This window comes from Anaerosolibacter sp. (genome assembly GCF_029240175.1).
Taxonomy (GTDB): domain Bacteria; phylum Bacillota; class Clostridia; order Peptostreptococcales; family Thermotaleaceae; genus Anaerosolibacter.
Genome location: NZ_JARBTM010000025.1, coordinates 16,547 through 37,960 on the forward strand (window position 1 = coordinate 16,547; position 21,414 = coordinate 37,960).

20 protein-coding genes and 1 tRNA gene are annotated in these 21,414 nt (G+C 39.0%); 13 read left to right on the plus strand and 8 right to left on the minus strand.

The annotated features are described in order from the left end of the window. Nucleotides 1-66 precede the first annotated feature (66 nt). The 3 genes from K0R93_RS15825 (at nucleotide 67) to K0R93_RS15835 (ending at nucleotide 1,852) form a co-directional block, all read left to right on the plus strand. A complete protein-coding gene (locus K0R93_RS15825; RefSeq protein ID WP_300303212.1) occupies nucleotides 67-1,272 on the plus strand; it encodes a D-alanyl-D-alanine carboxypeptidase family protein in 1,206 nt (401 codons plus the stop codon). Nucleotides 1,273-1,345: 73 nt separating this feature from the next. Next, nucleotides 1,346-1,630, plus strand: a complete 285-nt coding sequence (locus tag K0R93_RS15830) for a CC/Se motif family (seleno)protein (RefSeq protein ID WP_300303214.1) — start codon at nucleotides 1,346-1,348, stop codon at nucleotides 1,628-1,630. Between the two features lie 145 nt (nucleotides 1,631-1,775). Beyond that, nucleotides 1,776-1,852, plus strand: a tRNA-Arg gene (locus K0R93_RS15835). 113 nt (nucleotides 1,853-1,965) lie between these two features. On the opposite strand, the gene K0R93_RS15840 is transcribed toward K0R93_RS15835, so the two are convergent. The 4 genes from K0R93_RS15840 to K0R93_RS15855 form a co-directional block, all read right to left on the minus strand. Further along, nucleotides 1,966-2,784 carry a methyl-accepting chemotaxis protein gene (locus K0R93_RS15840; protein ID WP_300303216.1) on the minus strand — a complete coding sequence of 273 codons (819 nt, stop codon included), beginning with the start codon at nucleotides 2,782-2,784 and terminating at the stop codon, nucleotides 1,966-1,968. Between the two features lie 134 nt (nucleotides 2,785-2,918). Next, nucleotides 2,919-3,602 (minus strand): YjjG family noncanonical pyrimidine nucleotidase, encoded by a 684-nt coding sequence (locus K0R93_RS15845; protein WP_300303218.1) that lies wholly within the window; start codon nucleotides 3,600-3,602, stop codon nucleotides 2,919-2,921. Nucleotides 3,603-3,694: 92 nt separating this feature from the next. Beyond that, nucleotides 3,695-4,159 carry a DMT family transporter gene (locus K0R93_RS15850; protein WP_300303220.1) on the minus strand — a complete coding sequence of 155 codons (465 nt, stop codon included), beginning with the start codon at nucleotides 4,157-4,159 and terminating at the stop codon, nucleotides 3,695-3,697. Nucleotides 4,160-4,170: 11 nt separating this feature from the next. After that, a complete protein-coding gene (locus K0R93_RS15855; RefSeq protein WP_300303222.1) occupies nucleotides 4,171-4,593 on the minus strand; it encodes a DMT family transporter in 423 nt (140 codons plus the stop codon). Nucleotides 4,594-4,687: 94 nt separating this feature from the next. On the opposite strand from K0R93_RS15855, the gene K0R93_RS15860 reads away from it, so the two are divergent. Together K0R93_RS15860 and K0R93_RS15865 are read left to right on the plus strand one after the other, a co-directional pair. Next, nucleotides 4,688-5,377 (plus strand): Crp/Fnr family transcriptional regulator, encoded by a 690-nt coding sequence (locus tag K0R93_RS15860; protein WP_300303224.1) that lies wholly within the window; start codon nucleotides 4,688-4,690, stop codon nucleotides 5,375-5,377. 313 nt (nucleotides 5,378-5,690) lie between these two features. Further along, nucleotides 5,691-7,154, plus strand: a complete 1,464-nt coding sequence (locus tag K0R93_RS15865) for a stalk domain-containing protein (protein ID WP_300303226.1) — start codon at nucleotides 5,691-5,693, stop codon at nucleotides 7,152-7,154. Between the two features lie 68 nt (nucleotides 7,155-7,222). Here K0R93_RS15865 and K0R93_RS15870 read toward each other — a convergent pair whose 3' ends face one another. After that, entirely contained in the window at nucleotides 7,223-7,807 is a 585-nt protein-coding gene (locus tag K0R93_RS15870; RefSeq protein WP_300303229.1) for a pentapeptide repeat-containing protein, read from the minus strand. A gap of 272 nt (nucleotides 7,808-8,079) precedes the next feature. Here K0R93_RS15870 and K0R93_RS15875 point away from each other — a divergent pair, with 272 nt between their 5' ends. The 8 genes from K0R93_RS15875 (at nucleotide 8,080) to K0R93_RS15910 (ending at nucleotide 18,624) form a co-directional block, all read left to right on the plus strand. Next, nucleotides 8,080-8,733 carry a phosphatase PAP2 family protein gene (locus tag K0R93_RS15875; protein WP_300303231.1) on the plus strand — a complete coding sequence of 218 codons (654 nt, stop codon included), beginning with the start codon at nucleotides 8,080-8,082 and terminating at the stop codon, nucleotides 8,731-8,733. 231 nt (nucleotides 8,734-8,964) lie between these two features. Further along, nucleotides 8,965-10,977 carry a transporter substrate-binding domain-containing protein gene (locus K0R93_RS15880; protein WP_300303233.1) on the plus strand — a complete coding sequence of 671 codons (2,013 nt, stop codon included), beginning with the start codon at nucleotides 8,965-8,967 and terminating at the stop codon, nucleotides 10,975-10,977. Continuing rightward, nucleotides 10,974-12,326, plus strand: coding sequence for a sigma-54-dependent transcriptional regulator (locus K0R93_RS15885; RefSeq protein WP_300303235.1), 1,353 nt, complete (start codon nucleotides 10,974-10,976; stop codon nucleotides 12,324-12,326). The genes K0R93_RS15880 and K0R93_RS15885 overlap by 4 nt, the downstream gene beginning before the upstream one ends. A gap of 156 nt (nucleotides 12,327-12,482) precedes the next feature. After that, nucleotides 12,483-13,508 (plus strand): TAXI family TRAP transporter solute-binding subunit, encoded by a 1,026-nt coding sequence (locus tag K0R93_RS15890; protein ID WP_300303237.1) that lies wholly within the window; start codon nucleotides 12,483-12,485, stop codon nucleotides 13,506-13,508. A 136-nt stretch (nucleotides 13,509-13,644) separates the two neighbouring features. After that, entirely contained in the window at nucleotides 13,645-14,043 is a 399-nt protein-coding gene (locus K0R93_RS15895) for a DUF1850 domain-containing protein (RefSeq protein ID WP_300303239.1), read from the plus strand. Continuing rightward, nucleotides 14,025-15,986 carry a TRAP transporter permease gene (locus tag K0R93_RS15900; RefSeq protein WP_300303241.1) on the plus strand — a complete coding sequence of 654 codons (1,962 nt, stop codon included), beginning with the start codon at nucleotides 14,025-14,027 and terminating at the stop codon, nucleotides 15,984-15,986. Before K0R93_RS15895 ends, K0R93_RS15900 begins: the two co-directional genes overlap by 19 nt. A gap of 146 nt (nucleotides 15,987-16,132) precedes the next feature. Continuing rightward, complete coding sequence (locus K0R93_RS15905) at nucleotides 16,133-17,674, plus strand: gamma-glutamyltransferase family protein (RefSeq protein WP_300303243.1); 1,542 nt, start codon at nucleotides 16,133-16,135, stop codon at nucleotides 17,672-17,674. Nucleotides 17,675-17,832: 158 nt separating this feature from the next. Next, on the plus strand, nucleotides 17,833-18,624 hold the full coding sequence (locus tag K0R93_RS15910; protein ID WP_300303245.1) for a ParA family protein: 792 nt from the start codon (nucleotides 17,833-17,835) through the stop codon (nucleotides 18,622-18,624). 106 nt (nucleotides 18,625-18,730) lie between these two features. On the opposite strand, the gene K0R93_RS15915 is transcribed toward K0R93_RS15910, so the two are convergent. From K0R93_RS15915 to K0R93_RS15925, 3 genes are all read right to left on the minus strand, one after another. Beyond that, nucleotides 18,731-19,522, minus strand: a complete 792-nt coding sequence (locus tag K0R93_RS15915; RefSeq protein WP_300303248.1) for an ABC transporter ATP-binding protein — start codon at nucleotides 19,520-19,522, stop codon at nucleotides 18,731-18,733. Beyond that, a complete protein-coding gene (locus tag K0R93_RS15920) occupies nucleotides 19,523-20,590 on the minus strand; it encodes a FecCD family ABC transporter permease (protein ID WP_300303250.1) in 1,068 nt (355 codons plus the stop codon). It lies immediately after the preceding gene. After that, nucleotides 20,587-21,414, minus strand: an 828-nt coding sequence (locus tag K0R93_RS15925) for a FecCD family ABC transporter permease (protein WP_300303252.1), incomplete at its 5' end; no start/stop codon positions are given. The genes K0R93_RS15925 and K0R93_RS15920, both read right to left, overlap by 4 nt.

Sequence of the window (21,414 nt, forward strand, 5' to 3'; positions counted from 1 at the left end):
TTGAAAAACTTTGTACATATCCATAGGGATAGGGGTATATATGTGTAAAATAGGGAGGAGATAGATATGAAGGCTTTGAAAAGAATAGGATGCCTGACATTGATTCTCTTGAGCCTTAGTGCATCGGTGGGATTTGGGATCGAACCAGGAGAGATCCAATCTAAGGCGGCTATTTTGATAGAGGCAGAAACCGGGCAAATCTTATACAGTAAGAATATAGAAGAGCCACTGCCATTGGCCAGTATTACAAAACTGATGACCTATCTACTGGTCATGGAGGCTGTAGACAAGGGGCAGGTGTCATTAGAGGATCAGGTAAAAATCAGCACAAGGGCAGCCAAGGAAAAAGGAAGCAGCTATTATTTACAGGCTGGAGAAGAAATCCCTTTGTGGGAGCTTATAGAGGTGACAATGATCGTATCTGCCAATGATGCTGCCTTCGCCATGGCAGAGCATGTAGGTGGTACGGCAGAGGACTTTGTGGTGACCATGAATAAAAGGGCTGCTGAGTTGGGGATGACAGCTACCCACTTTTTCAATCCCAATGGAATGCCCCTGACCGAAGGTGCAAATATATCATCGGTTCAGGATATCGCAATTCTATCCCGTCATCTCATAGAAACCTATGGAGACAAGATGCTGCCAGTGACAGACAAAGGGTTCCATGAAAATCAAAACAGGAGATTTTTCAAGGAGAATACCAACAAACTGTTAAAGCAGATCCCTGAAATGGATGGCCTTAAAACAGGCTATACCCAGGAGGCAGGTTATTGTCTTTCTTCCACCATGGTGGTAACAGCCAAAGATGGAACTGAACTGAATTTTCGTCTGATTGCCGTCGCTTTGGGGGCTGCAACGGAAGCCCAAAGAAATGAAGTAGTACAAAAACTCTTAGGGTATGGTCATGAAAACTATGGCAAGCAGAGAATCATAAAGGCTGGGGAGCGGGTCGCAGAGGCATACCAATGGGGAATCGAAGACTTGTCCATTCAGCTTCTAGCCCAGGAGGATACAATTCTGTTTGGTCCTCGAGAGGGTTTGGTAAAAAGTACAGAGATTCGTATGGTGCCAAACTATTCCTTCTTCATTCGAGAGGGAAAAAAGCTAGCAGAGCTGCACATTACCCTATACAATGATCAAGTCGTGGTAACAGATTTAGTTGCAGAGAAGGACATGGTAACGCTGCCAATAGGAATCATCATTGGAAAAGGATGGCAGAACATGATTACTTATGTTTCTCAGTTTTTTAGATGGGGCGTAGCCAAAGGATAGATCATTGACATTTCTATTTTTGCTAGTACAATAGATATAAAAGAAATACACATAGGAAAAGGAGGCAGAGCAGATGGAAATAAAGTTGGATGAAAAAGTGAAGCAGCACTTACAGAAAAAAGGTGAAAAGGTTTTAACTGTAGAGCTCGAGGCCAGTCAGTCCTGCTGTGTCCATGCTTCTATACCCCATGTAGTTCTAGGGCCGCCCAAGGAAGCCTATCGGTTTGATCGTTTCGAAGTAGAGGGGTTAGAGGTCTTTGTATATAAAGGCGCTGTTGTGAAGCATGCCCTAAAGCTTACCCTAGCCAATTATCTACTGTTCAAAGAAGTGGAAGTAAGCGGTATCCAGATTATCTAAGAAATTAGGACACTAAAAGTATAAGCAAAGGGTGCCTATGTATAAATAATAGGATTTTATTCAATAATACAGCTGTATATTGAGGTTTTTTACATTTGCATAGTTTCAAGAATTATGGTAATATATTTTCTGCACATGCTTTCTTGTTTCCGTAGCTCAGTAGGATAGAGCAACTGCCTCCTAAGCAGTAGGCCGTGGGTTCGATTCCCGCCGGGAACACCAGAAAAAAATCCCTATTTTCCTTTGATATCAAAGGAAAATAGGGATTTTTACTTTGCAAGAACTTGGTTAGTGTATCATTACCTGTATAGTTGTGATTAGAAGAGCGTACTTTATTATAATTTATGGGCGAAGGTATTTAACCTGTCTGCCAAGCCAGAAAGTTCATTTATTTCTGCAGTAATTTCTTGGGTGCCAGCTGCTTGCTCTTGGGTTAGTGCACCATTATTTTCAACCATCTGCATGATTTTATGGATACTTCCCTTAATCTCTCTTAAAACCGATGCAATTTTTTCTACAGATTCATTACTAGAAACCGCTAATTTTCTTATTTCCTCTGCTACAACCTGAAAGCCTCTACCTGCGTCGCCTGCTCTTGCAGCCTCAATGGCTGCATTTAATCCAAGCAGATTTGTCTGTTTGGCTATCTGCTGCACAAATCCAATGACTTGATCTGTTTCATTTGCTTTAGATAGGGCACCATTGACGGTGCTAATCATCGTACCTCCAGTAGACGCTATTTCTTCAGCACTTGCTGATATGAGAGAGGTGGTATTCGTCATCTCTGTTAACGAAGTGGCCAGCGTGTTGATGATATCCAGCAATTCCTCTCTTTCACTAATGCTTTTTGCAGTACCAATAGCCCCAATAATTCTACCACTTTTATCTAGTATGGGCGTTGCTGTGGCAGAAATAGCTTTACCAAAGAGCTCTTTACTTATGTTTCTTGTAACTTTTGTTTGCTGCTCCATACATTGAAAGAGCACGGTATGACTTTTGAGACGATCCCCCTCTATCATCCTAATGTCCACATTTTGCCCTGGGATATATCTCAGTACATATTCTCTATCGCTTATGGCTACCGCTAAATCATCTTCGGTAAAACTATTTACTAAGTCAGCCAATTCCACATATTTTTTCAACAGCTCATCCATTCGACTGCTCCCCCTTTGAATATATCAATGCCTATATATTTCTATATGAGAATGTAAACTCCTTTTATGTTGATAAAAAAGACAGGAGAAATGGCTCTGAGTCTTAGAACAGCTTTTCCCATTTAATTATATTTTCAAAGTATATCCTTTAGGTCCATTAAATTAGAAATCTCATAGGTAGGTGTTATTCCTGTTTTATTTGCGATTTTATTTGGATTAAACCAACACGTATCGATACCAAAGTTTATCCCACCCTGAATATCAGAGGTTAAGCTATCTCCTACGATCAAAACCTTGCGCTTATCCGTATGCTTAATATTGTTTAATGCATACTCAAATATCTTAGGATCGGGCTTGGATACCTGAACCTCTTCAGATACCACGATATCCTCAAAATACTTGGCGATAATAGATTTTCTTATTCGATGATCCTGAACATGGGTAAGACCGTTGGTAATGATCGTGAGTCGATAATCCTTATGAAGGCTTTCTACTAGAGCCATGGTGTCATCATATAAAAAAGATGCAAGGGACAGATACTTTATATAAGATTTTGCAAATTCAGCCTCATCGAAGTAAAGATTGAGCTGGGCGGATAGTCTTTTGAATCTTTCAATCTTTAATGCTTGCTGGGTAATTAGCCCCTCTTCAAACTCTTTCCATATCGTCGTATTTATATCTTGATAGATTTTCAGGTGATGATTTTCATCATATGCTATATCAAACTCAAGCATGGCATTTTTTATGGCATCCCTTTCAGACCTTTTAAAATCAAATAGGGTCTCATCCGCATCAAATATGATAATCTCGTACTTCATGTTTACTCCTCCTATTCCTATACAGATCGTTCTTATTATTATAACATACAAGCCCTTTTCAAGACCTTAGGCAGGTGAGTCAGTCAAGAAATCTAAATATCCTCACTTGACTGAAGATTTTCTTCTGTGTATCTTCTATCAACTTTTGCATTGGCTATAAGACCTAAGAGAAATAGAATACCTCCGATGATCTTACTCCTAGAAAAAATGTCTAGGTAAATATAATCTATCATGGCGCTTGCAAGCATTTGACCGATAAAGCGAAGTATAACCACATATACCGCAGGTAGATTAGGAACGATCACATTAAACATATAAGTTGTTAATACGCCCATAAAACCTCCTAAAAGATACAGGAGGGGAATACCTCTTATGGCTGAATAAATTGGAATAGATCTTATCATAATTATACACAGGGCAATGGATGATAGAGTAGCTATGAAATAATTAATCATCACACCATTGATCAAACCTTCCTTTTGCGCAAGCTTACCATTTAACATCATATTGATAACGATTGTGATTCCAGTGAGAAAGGATAAGCCTATATAAATCATTTTGTTCCTCCTTACATTGTAATCATAACGATGATTCCAAGGGATATGATTGAAAATCCAAGTATTTTTTCTTTCTTAAACCGATTAACGGGCATACCAAACAATCCCAAATGCTCTACCAAGCTAGACATGACAAGTTGGCCAAATAAAGTCACCCCTATAGCAAGGGTCAAACCTATTTGGGGTATGGCGATATTATTTAAAAATATGGTTATAACGCTGAATATACCTGGCAGCATGAATATAAGGGGAATGGATTTTAAGTTTGAAAGTCTGTTTTTCTTTATTAGGGAAATCATCATAATCACTATAAATCCTAGTACATGAAATATTAACGTACTTATATAAGGGCCCGTGATATTGGCGAGCATTCCGTTGAAAAAGACCATGATGGCAAGCAGTATACCATTGATAAGGGCTAAGTTTTTATACATAGATAAATCTCTCCTTTCCTTTACAAGTCTTTATCAATAAAATACAATATTCCTATCAACTTTCACATGACATATGTCATGCTAAGGAGGATTTATGAGAAAAATTTTGAACAATGATCTTTTCAACCATTATATTGTGAAGCATGCTATCGAAAATATATTGGATAAAGAGATATTAAAACATGCGCAGCTTCACTTTTATGAGAAAGAGGAGCATATATTGGAAGCTGAGACGAATCTTGAATACTATTATTTGCTTGTAGATGGGAAAATCAAAATTTCATATCTTTTCGAAAACGGAAAATCTATGCTCTTAAAGTTTTATAAGGAATTTAACACTATAGGAGATTTGGAGCTTTTAAAAAATATTCCTATACGCTGTAATATTGATGCAGTAGAAGATACTTACTTGATCGCAATACCTTCAGATATACTTAGGCGGCAATACGTAGATAATGTAAAGTTGTTACATCATTTGGTAGATTCTTTAAGCGAAAAGCTGTATGCAACCATTAATAACACCTCATACAATTTTGTATATCCCCTCATCAATAGATTATCTAGTTATTTAATTGAGCATATCACCGATAAGAACTATATCATTTTGAATGCATCATTCTTAGAGATTGCTCAATTTTTAGGAACAACCTATAGGCACTTGAATAGAACATTTAAAGATCTGGAGTCGAAAGAAATTATAAAGCTGGAGAATAAAACGGTATATATATTAGATGAGGATAGACTTCAGGAGCTATCTAAGAATTTGTACATTAAATCACTGTAATTCCACTAAAAGCAGTCATGCTGCTTATGAAACACATCTAAAGTGATAGGGTAGAGGATATCGCTTTAGATGTGTTTTTTGTTTTATCCATTGGATCTCGAAGGGTGGGGCTTTTATATTTTATAGACTGAAGGAAGAAAGTTACAACAGTGTTATCTTTTATTTACAGTATGATGACAATTATCTTATTTTCATTACAGTTCTATAGAACGTGCATTTTTAAGGGATGAGATACTTATAATGATATTGGAAAAACAAGGATAGCTTTAAGATTTAAGAATAAATGCTTCGCGCAAAAAGAAGGAGTGTTGGTATGAAAAGAATGAATGGAAATTTCAAGAGATTCACCGCCTATGTAATCGTCCTAATGATGATGTTGTCAATCATGGCTATTCCCCTGGATAGCTACGGGTTAGATAACGGGAAGATGATGGTCGCTATTAAGACTTTCAATGGAAAATACCTGTGCGCTGAGAATGGGGGAGGAAGCACATTAACAGCCAATAGGGATAAGATTGGAGAATGGGAAACTTTTCAGCTGATTGACCTAGGGAAAGGATATGTTGCCCTGAAGGGGTGTAACGGAGACTATGTGAGTGTCTCCAATGATGGGAAAGATGTCTATGTAGATAGGGACGAAATAAATAAGAAAGAGACCTTTCGACTTGTAAGGCTAAACAATAACAAAATCGCTTTGAAAGCCTATAATGACCGGTATTTGTGCGCAGAAGATGGTGGGGGAGACAAAGTCGTCGCAGATAGGGAAAAGGTTGGGAGCTGGGAAACCTTTGAACTCATTGAGATAGAGGATGATCAGGTAGATTTTCAAAAATGTAAATTAACAGCGACACCTGAGGATAGAAGTATTTCATTCACTTGGACCAAACCAAGCAGTACAAAGAATATTGTAGGATATAACCTTTATCGAGGAACGGCGTCAGGAAGACAGTCAAATACACCCGTCACAGATTTCCCTATAGAAGGAACATCTTATACGGATAAAAACGTTGAAAGCGGAACCACCTATTACTATGTAGTAAAGGTAGTTTATAAGGATAAGACCATAGGCCCTGCCTCTAATGAAGTGAAAGTAGTGCTGAAATCAAGAATAACTTTAAGTGCAAAAACAGGAGAAGATGGTGTTCGACTATCATGGAACAAGCAAAATGATACAAGTAACATCATAGGATATAACCTATATAGGGGAACCGCTTCAGGTAAGCAATCAAGTACGCCTGTGACAGATTTTCCTATAGAAGAAATGTCTTACATTGATAAGAATATTGAAAACAACACCACCTATTACTATATTTTGAAAGCTGTTTATAGGGATAAAACCCTGGGTCCTGCTTCTAATGAAGTGGCTGTAAAGTCTGGATCAATGAAGAAAAACATTATATTAGAAGTAGGAAGTAAATATATGTTTGTAGATGGACAAAGAAAAGAGATAGACCCGGGCAAGGGGACGACAATGACCATAAAGAACGGCAGGACTTTCCTTCCCATAAGGTCGGTGATTGAGGCTATGGGTGGAGAAGTAGAATGGAACGCATCAGACAAAAGAGTAGATATCTATCTAAAGAATAATAAGATTTATCTTTGGATCGGAAGCAAAACCGCAAGGGTAAATGGCGTAAGCAGAGAAAGTGATGTGGCACCCTATATTTCAGACAGCGGTAGAACCATGCTGCCCTTAAGGTTTATCGTTGAGAACCTTGGATGCGAAGCTGACTGGGATGGAATCACAAAAAGAGTAACCATAAAAATGAATAAATAATGGAAAAGGCTGTGGATAAATATAGCTATCCGCAGCCTTTTGACACGATGATTGCTGATTACTCTGATTTACTTTATGATAAAGTCAAAATACTTTAAAAGTGAAATGGCATCAGGTAAAGTAAGAATGGTCTTTGTTGTTTTATTTTTCAATGGATTGATTGCATAATCCTTAGCAAAAGAAAAGTTTGCCTTTGATAAATTCGTATTATCAAATTTTGTGCCCGATAAAGTTGAATAGGTAAAGCAGCTTCCTGATAAATCGGTATTGATGAAATCGCATTCTAAGATCTTAGACTGTTGAAACATACTTGCTTTTAAAGTAAGATCAGAAAAGTTACAGTTTTGAATAAAACAATCTTTAAAGCTGATCGTAATAATAAAGGTATCAATTTTATTAAAGTGTATGCCTAATAATTTACAGTTCTCAAAGTGTACATTCCTTAACTTGGCACCATAAAACTGTGTCAAGCTTAGATTGCACTCCTTAAAAGAGCAATCTTCAAAAAAGGATGATGAAAAATCAGATTGTGAGAAATCACAGTTCTTAAATTGACAATGGCTAAAGGTTTTATGGGTTAAGTTTTGATCGATTGCCTTTAAATGGGTAAAGGCTATATCTTCATGTTCATTTTCATAGAATATATCAATCATTTTTGTGCTCCTTTTTATCTTCTCTATTTTTTAGGTCACGTTTCATGGATTATAGGTTTGACTTTCTGCAACCTAAGTCATTGAAATATTCCACATAGCGCTGTTGATTTCCTTGTTTTGCTTCCATCATATATCAATTCTTGGAAATCATCGAGAGATCTTATGGATTTGTTGGTTTTAATGGAATTTTAATGAAGTTCTAAGGTTCTTCCAGTCTTTTATTAATCTCTTTCCTTTACAATGATAGTAGCGATCGTAAAGGAGAGATGAAAATGAAGAATACCAAGAAAAATATAACGGCCTTATGTCTGATGATATCCATTCCCCTTTTAAATATTCTTTATGGGGTTTTGAATCATGGGGATAGGGGAGCATATAGTCTCATGACAGATATAGACCGGAGCATTCCCTTTTTAAAAATATTTATCATCCCTTATGTGGCATGGTATCTATTTTTGATTTGTACCCTTGCTTATTTTTGCTTGAAAGATCGGGAGACCTATTATAAGACATTACTTTCTCTGAACCTAGGTCTTTTGATTTGCTATGGCGTGTATTTTTTTTATCAGACCGCTGTGCCTAGACCGATCCTAGTAGGAGAGGATATCTTAACCAAAATAGTGGCATGGGTTTATGCTACAGATCAACCATTTAATTGTTTTCCAAGTATCCACTCTCTAAGCAGTTACCTCATGTTCAAAGGAATTAGACATAGTAGTATTAGAAACCATGGAAATCAGTTGGTGATTTCGGGCATAGCCTTCACCGTTATTTTGTCCACCTTATTTGTGAAGCAGCATGCTGTGCTAGATGCTATTGCAGCTATCTTTTTGGGAGAAGTCTTATTTAACCTAATCAGCGCCACCCTTTGGATAAAGAGGGAAGCAGTTGAAAAATACACCTTGAATATTGGGGAAGATAGGTAGACTAAGTGTAAGCAAGACCACCTACATACATATGAAGGTGGTCTTGCAATTCTTTAAACATCAATATTTATACCCTCAAAAATGGTCCATACCCATTGTTGATAAAAAATAGTGGTATTTGTGTTTAGTAATTATTGCGTTTATGGAGGAGATGAAAGATGGATATAGAAGTACTTACAGCAAACGATTATCGCAATGTATAAAGAAAATATTCATAATACGGTGATAAATATGAAACATAGAAAGTACATATGCCTGTTATTCATTATGATGCTCTTGGCATCAATTCCTACAAGCAGTACATTTGCTGATCCTACAAGTCCCCCTATAATATTAAATGTAGGGGTTGACCCTAGTCTTCCGCCTTTTCAGTTTGAAGAGGACGGGGAGTTAATGGGTTTTAACATCGATATATTAAATCATATTGCAGCAAAAAATCATATTCAGATAAACTATATACGCTTAAACAAGGAGCTAAGTATAGAGAGTTTACTTGATGGTCGTGTAGATTTGGTATTAGGACTAAGATACGACCCTAGCCTCACTGACAAAATATATTACACAGAGAGTGTCGTTCAATCGGTGGTTTGCATGCTAGCGAGAACGGAAGATAGTAAAGAGATCCAGAGTCACTTGAACAGTTCATACTATATAGCCAGTGTGGAGAATGATTCTGTTGAGCTGAATTTTCTCGAAAATGTGAGATTGGTTAATTTTAATGTAGCCTTCAATCAAGAGGATGCCTTTGAACTCCTGTTGATGGATCGAGCAGATTTTCTACTGGGCGTTAAGGATACAGCAGAATACCTTCTAGATAAGTATGAACTGACAAAAGAATACACCATCATAGACAGTTACACCACACCCATTGAGTATTCAATAGCTGTCAAGGGAGAGAATCGGAATCTTTATAATCTATTAAATAAAGGAATCAGCCAACTAAAGCTCAGTGGAGAATACGAGAACCTCTATTTAAAATGGGTGGATAATGGAGAAGCCAATATCGCTAGAAGGTTGAAAAGTATCATCAGAATAAGTTTTATAGGGTTGATCGTAGGACTGTTTATTCTGTGCATGGGTATTGTATGGAATATGCAGCTGAAGCAGCAGGTGAAGCTAAAAACCCTGGAGCTTTCCAAGTCCAATTTAGATTTAGAAGCGCAAATCATCGAGACTAGGAACAACAATGAGTTAAAAGATCTCATCTGTGAGAGTAGCCCCAGAGGGATAGCTATTTTTGATGTAGCAGGTGTTATCTCCATTTTCAATAGCACTGCCTTAGCTATGGCAGAGTTGAAGGAGCCTCCCATTGGAGAGTCCATCTTTAACATTGAGCCGATGAACCTTATGCTCAAAGGGAGCATGGATATGGTGGTGAGGGAAAGCAAAGGATATATCTGTGATCAATTTAAATATATAAGAGGTAAAAAAGAATTCATTTATAGGTATGTAATGTACCCCTTGAATGATTATGAGAAAAAACTAAGGGGTGTGATCATTACCATTGAAGATATTACCCAGGAGTGTAAGCTTAAAGAGCAAATCATGGAACGGGATAAAAACCGTACCCTCACCCAGATTATATCGGGTATATCCCATGAAATCAGAAATCCACTAACGACGATTAAGACATTTATAGAATTGCTTCCAAAGAAGATAGACAATCAAAAATTCAAGGAAGAAATTGCATTGGTTGTTCCAGAGGAGATTGAAAGAGTCAATAACCTAATAGAGAGTCTGATCGACTATGCAAAGCCAAAGAGTCAGAATAAGACAGGCTTTCAGCTGGATGAAATTGCAAGCGCTTATCTAACCCTTTTTAAGCCTGTATTAGAGCAAAATAATATTGATCATGAAAACCATATTCAGGGAAGTATGTATGTGTATGGAGACAAGAGTCAAATTAAACAAGGAATTATAAATTTCATCCTTAACGCCATAGATGCTATCAAGGAAAGAGCTGAGACCATCCATGATAGTAGCTATCAGGGAAGAATAATCATAGACGGATTTCGAGAAGAGAATTGTGTGAAGTTGTTTATTCGGGATAATGGTATCGGGATGGATAAGGAAGAATTGGAGAGAGCTTATGAGATATTTTATACTACAAAGGAAAAAGGAACAGGTTTAGGTCTGCCCCTATCCATTCAAATGCTAGAGATGAATAACTGTAGGGTATCCATAGAAAGCCGCAAACACGAATATACAGAAATAACATTAGTATTTGGGAGTGAATTTATATGAGAAATAGTGTACTGATCATAGATGACGAGAAAAATATATGCTCATCCCTTATCTATGCATTAGAAGATTTATACATTGTAACTACCACTACCAATCCTAAAGAAGGGCTGACCTTACTTCAGGAGCATGCCTTTGATGTGGTTTTGTTAGATTTGCGGATCGGAAGGATTAGCGGCTTAGAGGTACTAAAGAACATCAAGGAGCTTCATAAGGATATCGTTGTAATTATGATGACAGCCTATAGCTCCATAGACTCGACAATAGAGGCAATAAAAAATGGGGCATTTACCTACTTATTGAAGCCTTTGAATATGGATGAGCTAATCGTGACCATAGATAAGGCATTAGAGTTTAGGGCATTAAATGAGAAGGTTGCCTATCTAAGTAATGAGTTAAGAAACAAATACAATCACAACGGAATCCTAGGAAAAAGTCCATCTATGAGAGCTATATTTGAGTTAATAGATAAGCTGAAGGATGTGGATACCAATGTATTGATAACCGGAGAAAGTGGAACGGGTAAAGAACTGGTAGCACGAGCGATCCACTACAGCGGAAAACGAGGCAACGAAAATTTTGTAGAGATAAACTGTGCAGCAATCCCAGAGGGGCTTTTAGAAGGTGAGCTTTTTGGTCATAAGAAAGGAGCCTTTACTGGAGCGGATAGAGATGGTATAGGAAAGTTCGAGTACGCCAATACGGGCACAATTTTATTGGATGAAATAGGAGACATGGGCCTGGCTCTCCAATCAAAGCTCCTAAGAGTTTTAGAGCAAAAAGAATTCACTCCCCTTGGAAGCAATACCCCTATAAAGATGAAGGCTAGGGTTATCGCCTCCACCAACAGAGATTTGAGAAAGCTTATGGAGGAGGATCTCTTCAGAAAAGACCTTTTTTTCAGATTAAATGTCATGGAAATAAAGTTGCCACCCCTGAGAGATAAAAAAGAGGATTTACCATTACTCTTCGAGCACTTTATGGGCATATACAATAAGGAGTTTGGAAAGCAGGTGGTAAAGCTATCTCCTGCTACCCAAGAGCGACTCCTTAATTATCCATATCCTGGGAATATCAGAGAATTGTCCAATATAATGGAGTGCGGTATTCTTATGGCGAAGGGTGATACGATGGAGTTAGATGACCTTCCAGAAAAGGTCAAGGAGGGTAAAACCTATGCCAATCTAGATAGGGAGGTAGATTCACTAGTCGGACTTAGGCTTGATGAGATCGAGAAGCGAATGATCAAGGCGACGCTAGCGCTAAACAATGGACGTAGAAAAGATACGGCAGAAATGCTTGGAATAAGTGAAAGAGGTCTAAGAAATAAGATCAAGGAATATGGACTATAGAGGAAAATAATGCCGGTGAGGCAATATTTTCCTCTGTTTTTAGTGTATAGATTAGCTAAACATTAGAAAAACCTTTGGATTTCCTTGTTTGATAACTTGGCATGGTAATTGCTACTAAAGCAATATGCAAGAGAATAACTTATAGGAGGAATCGAAATGAAAAGGAAATCAATATTACTTGTTGCAATGGTACTAATATTTTCATTATTGGTAACAGCATGTGGTGGTGGAACGAGTACACCAGCAGAACAGAGTTCTAACAGTACAGAAAGCAGCAGTGAGAGCACTATTAATAAGGATGATTACTTCATCACAGTGGCGACAGGCCCTACCAGCGGACTATACTATCCAATAGGGGGAGCTTTTTCAAATGTTATTAAGAATAAGTTAGGATACAAATCGTCTGCCCAATCAACGGGGGCATCTGTAGAAAATATTAATTTAATATTGGGTGGTAAGGCTGACCTAGCGATTACTATGTCAGATGCCATAGCTCAAGCATATGATGCTTTTGGAGCCTTTGAAGGTAAGGAACCGCAAAAGAACTTAAGAGCACTAATGGGCTTATATCCAAACTATGTGCAGCTTGTTACGACTGATAAATCAGGGATCACGAAGTTTGAAGATCTAAAAGGAAAGAGAGTTGGAATTGGTGCTCCAAATTCAGGGGTTGAGCTAAATGCGAGAATGATGTATGAAGCCCATGGCATGACCTATGAAGATAGCAAGGTTGACTATCTAAACTATGGTGAGGCCATAGACCAGATGAAAAATGGACTCATAGATGCAGCATTTGTAACCAGCGGTATTCCAAATGCAACAATTATGGAGCTAGGTACTACAAATAAGATTGTTATCGTACCGATCGAAGGAGAAGGCGCAAAGAAGCTTATAGAAAAATATCCTTTCTTCGTAGAGGAAGTTATCCCAGCAGATATATATGATACAGATGCAGATGTAAATACAGTATCCGTTAGAAATATAATGATCGTAAGGGAAGAGCTTCCCGAAGAGGTTGTATACGAGATCACAAAGGGAATTTTTGAGAATATTGAGGACATAAAGGCATCTCATAATACAGCGAATACGCATTTATCATTGGAAAAGTCTCAAATCGGTATCAACATCCCATTCCATCCAGGCGCAGAGAAATACTATAAGGAAATGGGCATTATAAAATAAGATGGGTAGCAGATTAACAGGGAAGAAGCAGCGAGTTGCTTCTTCCCATTTAAAAATTTATTTAACATTGGCTATATTTATTATCTTTAGTTTTACATTTTTATTTAAAATAACAGTTACCCAGAGGCTTTTTATTATGCATCAACTCAATAAAGAGGTATATCTAACAGCGGATGTGTCTCAAGGAGATAAGCTGACCTATGGTTGGATGCACTCCCTTGAACATATACCTTGGACAGAGGATTATTATATACAAGAAAACAATCATCTACTTCTTAGTAGGATTACTATAGTAGGCTTTGGTGCGGGGATCCCACATAATAAGGGTAAGGTGACCAGGATTGAAGATGGTACGATCGTCATAGAACAAATTGACGAGGATTTTGAAAAAATAGATTGGATACATTCACAGACTGCTATGGAATATATAAAGTTAAACGATCAGACGATTGTAAAAGGTCCGAATTTACCCCATCATGAGCCATTGAAATTGAAAATAGAAAAGAGGTTTAAGGTATGTCGAAGATCACGATAGATCATCAAATAGATGATCAACAGATTGAGATTATTGAAAAATATGACAAGGAGCAAAAAACCCGTTCCTTTGATAAGTCTTCCCTAGTGAAGATGGTCTATTGGGCTGCAATTATCATCTCATTATATCATTTCATTACCTCCTTTGTAGGAGCACCTGCCACGTTAAAGCATAGATCACTTCATGTCAGCATGATGCTATTTTTATCCTTTATCTTATATCCCATCAACGATAAGGTAAGCAGAAAGAAGCTTCCCATATATGATAGCATACTGGCAGTGTTATCATTAGGCATCACCCTCTATATATGGATCGACTATCCCAATATCATCGCACGGGCCGGGGTAATCAATACCATGGATATGATTGTCGGTACACTCTTGGTTGTATTGGTTTTGGAAGCTTCCAGAAGAATCTCTGGGTTACCATTGACTATATTGGCGATTGTTTTTGTTGCTTACGCCCTATTTGGCAGAAATATACCAGGCATATTCTCCCATAGGGGTTATGATTGGGCATCCTTGGTCAATCAGTTTTTTATCAGTACAGATGGAATTTATGGTACATCTGTAGGGGTAGCTTCAAGCTATATATTCCTATTTATATTGTTTGGAGAGGTAATGAACAAATCTGGTATGGGCAAATTTTTTAATGATATTGCATTGGCTTTGGCAGGAAGTTCTAAGGGTGGACCTGCGAAGGTTGCTGTGATTGCCAGCGGATTTTTAGGAAGTATCAACGGTTCTGCCATTGCAAATGTTGTGACCACTGGTGCGTTTACGATTCCTCTCATGAAGAAGACAGGATATTCCAAGGAATTCTCTGGTGCTGTAGAAGCAACGGCCTCTGTAGGTGGGCAGTTGCTCCCGCCAATCATGGGCGCTGCAGCCTTTATTATGGCAGAAATGGTAGGAATTAAGTATAGTAAGATTATTGTTTATGCGGCAATCCCTGCAATCCTATATTATTTAGGCATTATCATACAGGTACACCTCAGAGCCTCTAAAAGGAATCTTGTTGGACTTCCAAAGGAAGAGCTTCCTAGGGCTAGAGATGTTATGAAGGAAAGAGGACACCTGCTGATACCGATATTATTTTTGCTAGGGATGTTATTTTTCAGTGGTAAAACGGTAGTATTTTCAGCCTTTTGTTCAATCATTGTAACCATACTAACCAGTATGCTCAAGGAAAGTACGCGCATGAGTGGAAAGGACATAGTGGATGCTTTAGCAGGTGGCGCGAAGGGTACGGTATCTGTGGCTATGGCCTGTGCAATTGTCGGGATTATCATAGCGGTTACAAGTATTACAGGCTTTGGATTAAACATGGCAAATGCAATTATACAATTGGGAGGTACCAGTATTCTTGCAACCTTAATCTTTGCCATGATCACCTGTATGATTTTGGGTATGGGGTTACCAAGTATACCAGCTTACCTTATTACGGCTACTATCGCCGCACCTGCCCTTGTTAAGCTGGGGATCCCTGTCGTAGCAGCCCATTTGTTCGTCTTCTACTTTGCGATGTTTGCCAACCTAACACCTCCAGTGGCCCTGGCAGCATTTGCAGCTGCAGGATTATCTGGTGGAGATCCTATGAAGACAGGCATAGCCTCGGTAAAGCTTGCTTTAGCAGGCTTCATTATCCCTTATATGTTCGTATTCAATAATGAACTCTTATTGTTAAATACGACTTGGGCCATTGCCCTTCGGGTAGCCGTCACCTCAATTATTGGCGTTATTATGATCGGGGTTGCCATAGAAGGATATCTGTTGAGAGAAGTACCCATGGTTCTCAGGGCAGCATCTTTTATTGGTGCATTACTGTTGATTACAGCCAGTGTTGCCCAAGATATAGCTGGATTTGCCATCTTAGCAATATTGATTATTCACCAAATCGTACAAATTAAGCATAAAAAAGTAAATACATACTCGGGCTATTAGATCTATTGAAAAGAGTTTAGGAGCAAAGGCTTCTAAGCTCTTTTCAATAGGCATATATACTCTTATCTGGAGGTGAAAATATTGAACTATGATGCTCCGTCTATCATTTTCCATCAAGGAGGAATGTAGTATACGCAAAAAAAGGCATGGTGGCCACTGGACAACCCATGGCTGCTCAAGCAGGCTTGGAGATTTTAAGGGCAGGGGGGAATGCTATTGATGCAGCAATTGCTACCGCAGCATGTCTAACGGTAGTAGAACCCACATCCAATGGCATAGGCGGAGATAATTTTGCCCTAGTATGGACAAAAGGAGAACTCCATGGGCTAAACAGCAGTGGTAGATCACCAAAGTCAATAGCCATTGAGAAGCTTAAAGAAAGTGGCATTACAGAAATGCCAAAGCATGGATGGATACCAGTAACGGTACCGGGAGCTCCCGGGGGATGGGCAGCACTATCCAAGGAATTTGGGAAATTAACCCTTACAGATGTATTGGCACCAGCCATACGATATGCAACGGAAGGGTACGCCCTTACCCCAAATGTAGCGAAGCTATGGGAAAAAGCTTATAAAGATTTTAAGATGACACTCAAAGGAACAGAATTTGATAGTTGGTTTGAAACTTTTGCCCCAAAAGGGAGGGCACCAAGACCAGGGGAAACTTGGAAGTCACTAGATCATGCCAAAACATTAAAACGAATCGCAGAGACCAATGGAGAAGCGTTTTATAGGGGAGAACTAGCAAACCAAATAGATGCATTCTCCCAAAAGTACGGTGGTTATTTAAGAAGAGAGGACCTAGAAGCGTTTGAATCCGAATGGGTAGAACCCATAAATATAAACTATAGAGGCTATGATGTGTGGGAGATTCCTCCAAATGGACACGGGGTTGTAGCATTATTGGCGTTAAAAATCTTAAGTGGTTTTGAGTTCAAGGATAGAGAGCATATAGATACAGTGCACAGGCAACTAGAGGCAATGAAACTGGCCTTCGTCGATGGGCAGAAATATGTAGCAGACCCTAAGGCCATGTCTGTGACAGTGGAAGAGCTTCTGTCAGAAGAATATGCAGCCAAGAGAAGATTCCTGATTGGTGATGAAGCATCTGTTCCGATACCAGGAGATCCTACGGCAGGGGGAACAGTATATCTGGCAACAGCCGACGAGGAGGGGAACATGGTTTCTATGATCCAAAGCAACTATATGGGCTTTGGATCAGGGCTAGTTATACCTGGAACAGGGATAGCCCTGCACAATAGGGGTCATAATTTCACTTTAGATATAAACCATGACAATGCCTTGGCGCCGAATAAAAAGCCATATCATACGATCATTCCTGGATTTTTAACAAAAGATAATACAGCAGTGGGACCCTTTGGGGTAATGGGTGGATTTATGCAACCCCAAGGCCATGTTCAAGTAATTATGAACACAATCGATTTCCATATGAACCCACAGGATGCCCTAGATGCTTATCGCTGGCAATGGGTAGGAGGAAAGAAAATTGAAGTGGAACCATGTTTTCCCAATCATTTAGCACTACAACTAGTGGCTAAGGGACATGATATCGTACCACAGGTGGATACACTCGCCATGGGGCGTGGTCAAATAATATGGAGAAACGAAGAGGGAACACTTTGTGGAGGAACTGAACCTAGAACTGATGGAACAATAGCTGGGTGGTAATAGAAATGATCTATATCCTAAGACAATTTAATAAAGAAGAGAGCATCAGCTGTAAATAATCCTATAAAGAAATTAGAAAAGATTCATCAATGAAGACAACCCTCGAATATACTTGTACTAGATAGATTTTATGGAAAGTGTAAAGGGGGAAGTTGAATATGAAGAGACTCGGGATATATAACAATAAGGGTGGCGTGGGAAAAAGTACCCTTACGGCAAACCTAGGGGCAGGGCTGGCCCTTAAACTTGGGTATAAAACTTTGATTTTGGACTTAGATTCGCAAAGAGATTCCTCGAAGTCTTTGGGTGTATTGGATGTGGAAAGAGCCATTAATGATATTTTTGAACAAGAGGAGGCAAGAAGAAAAGGCAGGGTTGTGGCGAACGAAGTCAAATTAAAAGATTGTATTATATATAATGTACGGGAGAATCTTGATGTGCTTACAAACAGAGGGCTAAAGGATATTGAAAGCTATATCAAAGAGACAAGACGATACGATTTGGTTTTCGGGAAGATGCTGATAGATTTAGAAAAGATGGACTATGGCTGTATTGTGATAGACTGTGGCCCCTCTCAAACAAGCATTAATGATGCCATTCTTTCCTATGTAGATTGTATTATGGTACCGATACAAACAGAAGCTGCCAGCGTAGAAGCCATAGGAAATGTATATGAATATCTTACTATGTTAGATCTTCCTTCCTCGAAAGTGAAGTTTATTGTTCCAAACATGTTTGATAGCAGACTACTTGATGCCAAAAGGAACCTAGTACGTATCCATGAATACTTTAAAAATCATACCCATGTGGTTATCACGGAGCCTATACAGAGGAAGGTGAAAATTACAGAGGCTGGGGCTCATGGTAAGAGTACATTTGAGCATGATAGGAAAGCGGCGAGTCAGTTTTCTAAAGTAGTAGAAAGTGTAGCAGAATATCTTAAGCCATAGAAAGATAGGTTCTATTCTGTTATAGGCCTCCATAAGAAGAACCCTGGTTCCCTTGAAAATCAAGGGAACCAGGGTTCTTCGGTTTCTATCATAAGATTTGATAATCTCAGCTAATCATATCAAGGTTTTGATAAGTGATGCACATGGGGGTCTTGAACAAGGGGCATTCAATAATCTTTGAATTTATTCCAAAAACATCTTCTATCAGTTTTTCTGTGACGATTTTTTTAGGTTCACCTTCTCCATACACCGTACCATCTTTAATTGCGATCATATGATCTGCATATCTGCAAGCCAAATTAATATCATGGAGCACAATAACGATGGTTCTTTGCTCGTGCTGATTCAAGTTCTTTAATAAGTCGAGTACTTCGATTTTATATTTTATATCTAGATGATTTGTGGGTTCATCAAGCAGAATGGTATCCGTTTGTTGAGCAAGAGTCATGGCGATCCATACTCTTTGTTTTTGTCCACCCGATAAATCTGAAATCTTCTTATGCTGAATCTGAGTTAAGCCTGTCTTTTCCAACGCATAATTTACAATCTTTTCATCTTCCTTACTCCACTGGCTAAACCAGCTTTGATAAGGGTATCTTCCTTGTTTTATCAGATTAAATACAGTCAAATCAGAAGGGGCCATAGGTGTTTGTGTAAGGATTGCAAGCTCCTTGGCTATCTCCTTGGAGGACTTTTCAAATATACTCACATCTCCTAAGAACACTTTTCCCGACACGGGCTTTAAAAGTCTAGCCATGGTTTTTAGCAGAGTAGACTTACCACAGCCATTACTTCCAACCAGTATGGTAATTTTATTCTTCGGAATCATTACATTGATATCTTCAAGTACAATATGGTCGCCATATCCTAAAGTTAAATTGCTTGATGATAAACTCATTTATATCCTCCCCCTCAGTGTCTGCTGATTCTTGATTAGTAAATATATAAAGAATGGTGCACCTACTCCAGCGGTAAATATTCCTACAGGTAAATCCAGGGGGAAGAACAGGGTTCGTGCAGCTACATCAGATAAAACCACGATGATACCCCCTACCAAAGCAGAAAGAGGCAATATATTCTCAAAGGATGAGTTGGTCAGTTTCCTACATATGTGAGGTGCGATGAGACCTACGAAGCTGACACCGCCCCCAACAGCCACTGCACCGCTGGCCAGGGCAGCACTTAAAACCATCAAAATAAAACGATTTTTCTCAACGGAGCTGCCCAAGCCTATGGATATACCGTCATCTAGATTTTGTATGTTTAACTCCCTAGTAAAGACGATCGTCAGGACGAAGAGAACCATAAACCAAGAAGACAACAGTTTGACATGGGTCCAGTTTGTCCCATAAACCGTCCCGGTAATCCAAAGCTGCGCTTCCTTAATAAATACAACAGGGCCATTAAGGATCAGTATAGAAGTGAGGGCCTTTGCTGCACCAGCCACTGCAATACCAATCATGATCAGCCGATAGGGAGTAACGCCCTTCTTGAAAGCGAGGAAATATACAAGTAGTACCGCTGAAAAAGCGCCTATAAAAGCAAAGATAGGCATGTAAAATATACTGGTTGTTAGGGCATTGTTCTTCGGGTTGGTAAATATCGTGAGGAATATCAATGCCCCTACAGAACCGCTGTCGGTTATACCAATGATATTTGGTGCGGCCAGAGGATTTTTTACAACCCCTTGAAGAACTGCCCCTGCAAGCCCCAGAGAAGTACCCACAAAAAGGGCCACCAATGTTCTTGGTAATCTTATGCTGTGAATAATCAGAGAATCACCAGAACCAGCTCCCCCCAAAAGAACTTGGATAATTTTAAAAATAGGGATATGTTTTTGACCCATACTTAGACTGAAGAGTATGGATAAAATACAGATGATTGCTGTAATGAATAGGATAAGTATACTTCTTTTCTCATATATAGCGGAAATATTTCCTTTTCTAATGATTAAAAAATTCTTCATGATCTATTTTCCGCCTTTCTAGCAATATAGATGAAAAATGGTGCGCCGATAATGGCGGTTACAGCACCTACGGGCACTTCTTTTGGAAATATAATAAAACGAGAGCCAATATCTGCCAGTAATAGGAAGGTAGAACCTAGAACCATATTGTAGGGTATAGCCCATTTGAATTCAGATCCAACCAAGAATCGGGTTAAGTGAGGAATGATCAATCCAACGAGCCCTATAGGTCCTGCCACAGCTACAGAGGCACCGGCGAGTAAAACCACTAACAAAATCATCTGAAGCTTTAAGAAATCCGTGTTTAAACCTAACCCCTTTGCGATTTCTTCACCCAGAGAAAAAATATTCAGTCGACTGGATAGGATGAAACATATAACCCAAGCGGTAGCCATAAAGGGAATCACATTGAACAATACATCCATGCTTCTGCCTTCTACGGAGCCTGTAAGCCAGAACAGAACCTCTTCCATGGTTTTTTGATCTTTGAAGAGTATCACCTGGGTAAAGGAGATGAAAAAGGCAGACACTGCTGCCCCAGCAAGGGTTAGATCAAAGGTTTGAATAGACCCTCTTATACCGCCGGCTAAGGCATAGACCAACACTACCGCCAAGGCTGCACCCCCAAAGGAAAAGAGCATGATATGATTTTGAGTAAACTGAGGAAAATAGCTGTATGCAAAAACCATAAAGAATGCGGCACCAGAATTTACCCCCAATAACCCTGGTGAAGCCATGGGGTTTTTTGTAAGGGTTTGCATCAGTGCACCGGACAGGCTTAAGCTGGCGCCTATAAAGAGGGCCGTCAGTGCCCTGGGCATTCT

What these genes read in the sequence shown, in the direction of transcription:
- K0R93_RS15825 (WP_300303212.1), top strand. Translation starts at nt 67, where the DNA reads ATGAAGGCTTTGAAAAGAATAGGATGCCTGACATTGATTCTCTTGAGC.
- K0R93_RS15830 (WP_300303214.1), top strand. Translation starts at nt 1,346, where the DNA reads ATGGAAATAAAGTTGGATGAAAAAGTGAAGCAGCACTTACAGAAAAAA.
- K0R93_RS15840 (WP_300303216.1), bottom strand. Translation starts at nt 2,784, where the DNA reads ATGGATGAGCTGTTGAAAAAATATGTGGAATTGGCTGACTTAGTAAAT.
- K0R93_RS15845 (WP_300303218.1), bottom strand. Translation starts at nt 3,602, where the DNA reads ATGAAGTACGAGATTATCATATTTGATGCGGATGAGACCCTATTTGAT.
- K0R93_RS15850 (WP_300303220.1), bottom strand. Translation starts at nt 4,159, where the DNA reads ATGATTTATATAGGCTTATCCTTTCTCACTGGAATCACAATCGTTATC.
- K0R93_RS15855 (WP_300303222.1), bottom strand. Translation starts at nt 4,593, where the DNA reads ATGTATAAAAACTTAGCCCTTATCAATGGTATACTGCTTGCCATCATG.
- K0R93_RS15860 (WP_300303224.1), top strand. Translation starts at nt 4,688, where the DNA reads ATGAGAAAAATTTTGAACAATGATCTTTTCAACCATTATATTGTGAAG.
- K0R93_RS15865 (WP_300303226.1), top strand. Translation starts at nt 5,691, where the DNA reads ATGAAAAGAATGAATGGAAATTTCAAGAGATTCACCGCCTATGTAATC.
- K0R93_RS15870 (WP_300303229.1), bottom strand. Translation starts at nt 7,807, where the DNA reads ATGATTGATATATTCTATGAAAATGAACATGAAGATATAGCCTTTACC.
- K0R93_RS15875 (WP_300303231.1), top strand. Translation starts at nt 8,080, where the DNA reads ATGAAGAATACCAAGAAAAATATAACGGCCTTATGTCTGATGATATCC.
- K0R93_RS15880 (WP_300303233.1), top strand. Translation starts at nt 8,965, where the DNA reads ATGAAACATAGAAAGTACATATGCCTGTTATTCATTATGATGCTCTTG.
- K0R93_RS15885 (WP_300303235.1), top strand. Translation starts at nt 10,974, where the DNA reads ATGAGAAATAGTGTACTGATCATAGATGACGAGAAAAATATATGCTCA.
- K0R93_RS15890 (WP_300303237.1), top strand. Translation starts at nt 12,483, where the DNA reads ATGAAAAGGAAATCAATATTACTTGTTGCAATGGTACTAATATTTTCA.
- K0R93_RS15895 (WP_300303239.1), top strand. Translation starts at nt 13,645, where the DNA reads ATGCATCAACTCAATAAAGAGGTATATCTAACAGCGGATGTGTCTCAA.
- K0R93_RS15900 (WP_300303241.1), top strand. Translation starts at nt 14,025, where the DNA reads ATGTCGAAGATCACGATAGATCATCAAATAGATGATCAACAGATTGAG.
- K0R93_RS15905 (WP_300303243.1), top strand. Translation starts at nt 16,133, where the DNA reads ATGGTGGCCACTGGACAACCCATGGCTGCTCAAGCAGGCTTGGAGATT.
- K0R93_RS15910 (WP_300303245.1), top strand. Translation starts at nt 17,833, where the DNA reads ATGAAGAGACTCGGGATATATAACAATAAGGGTGGCGTGGGAAAAAGT.
- K0R93_RS15915 (WP_300303248.1), bottom strand. Translation starts at nt 19,522, where the DNA reads ATGAGTTTATCATCAAGCAATTTAACTTTAGGATATGGCGACCATATT.
- K0R93_RS15920 (WP_300303250.1), bottom strand. Translation starts at nt 20,590, where the DNA reads ATGAAGAATTTTTTAATCATTAGAAAAGGAAATATTTCCGCTATATAT.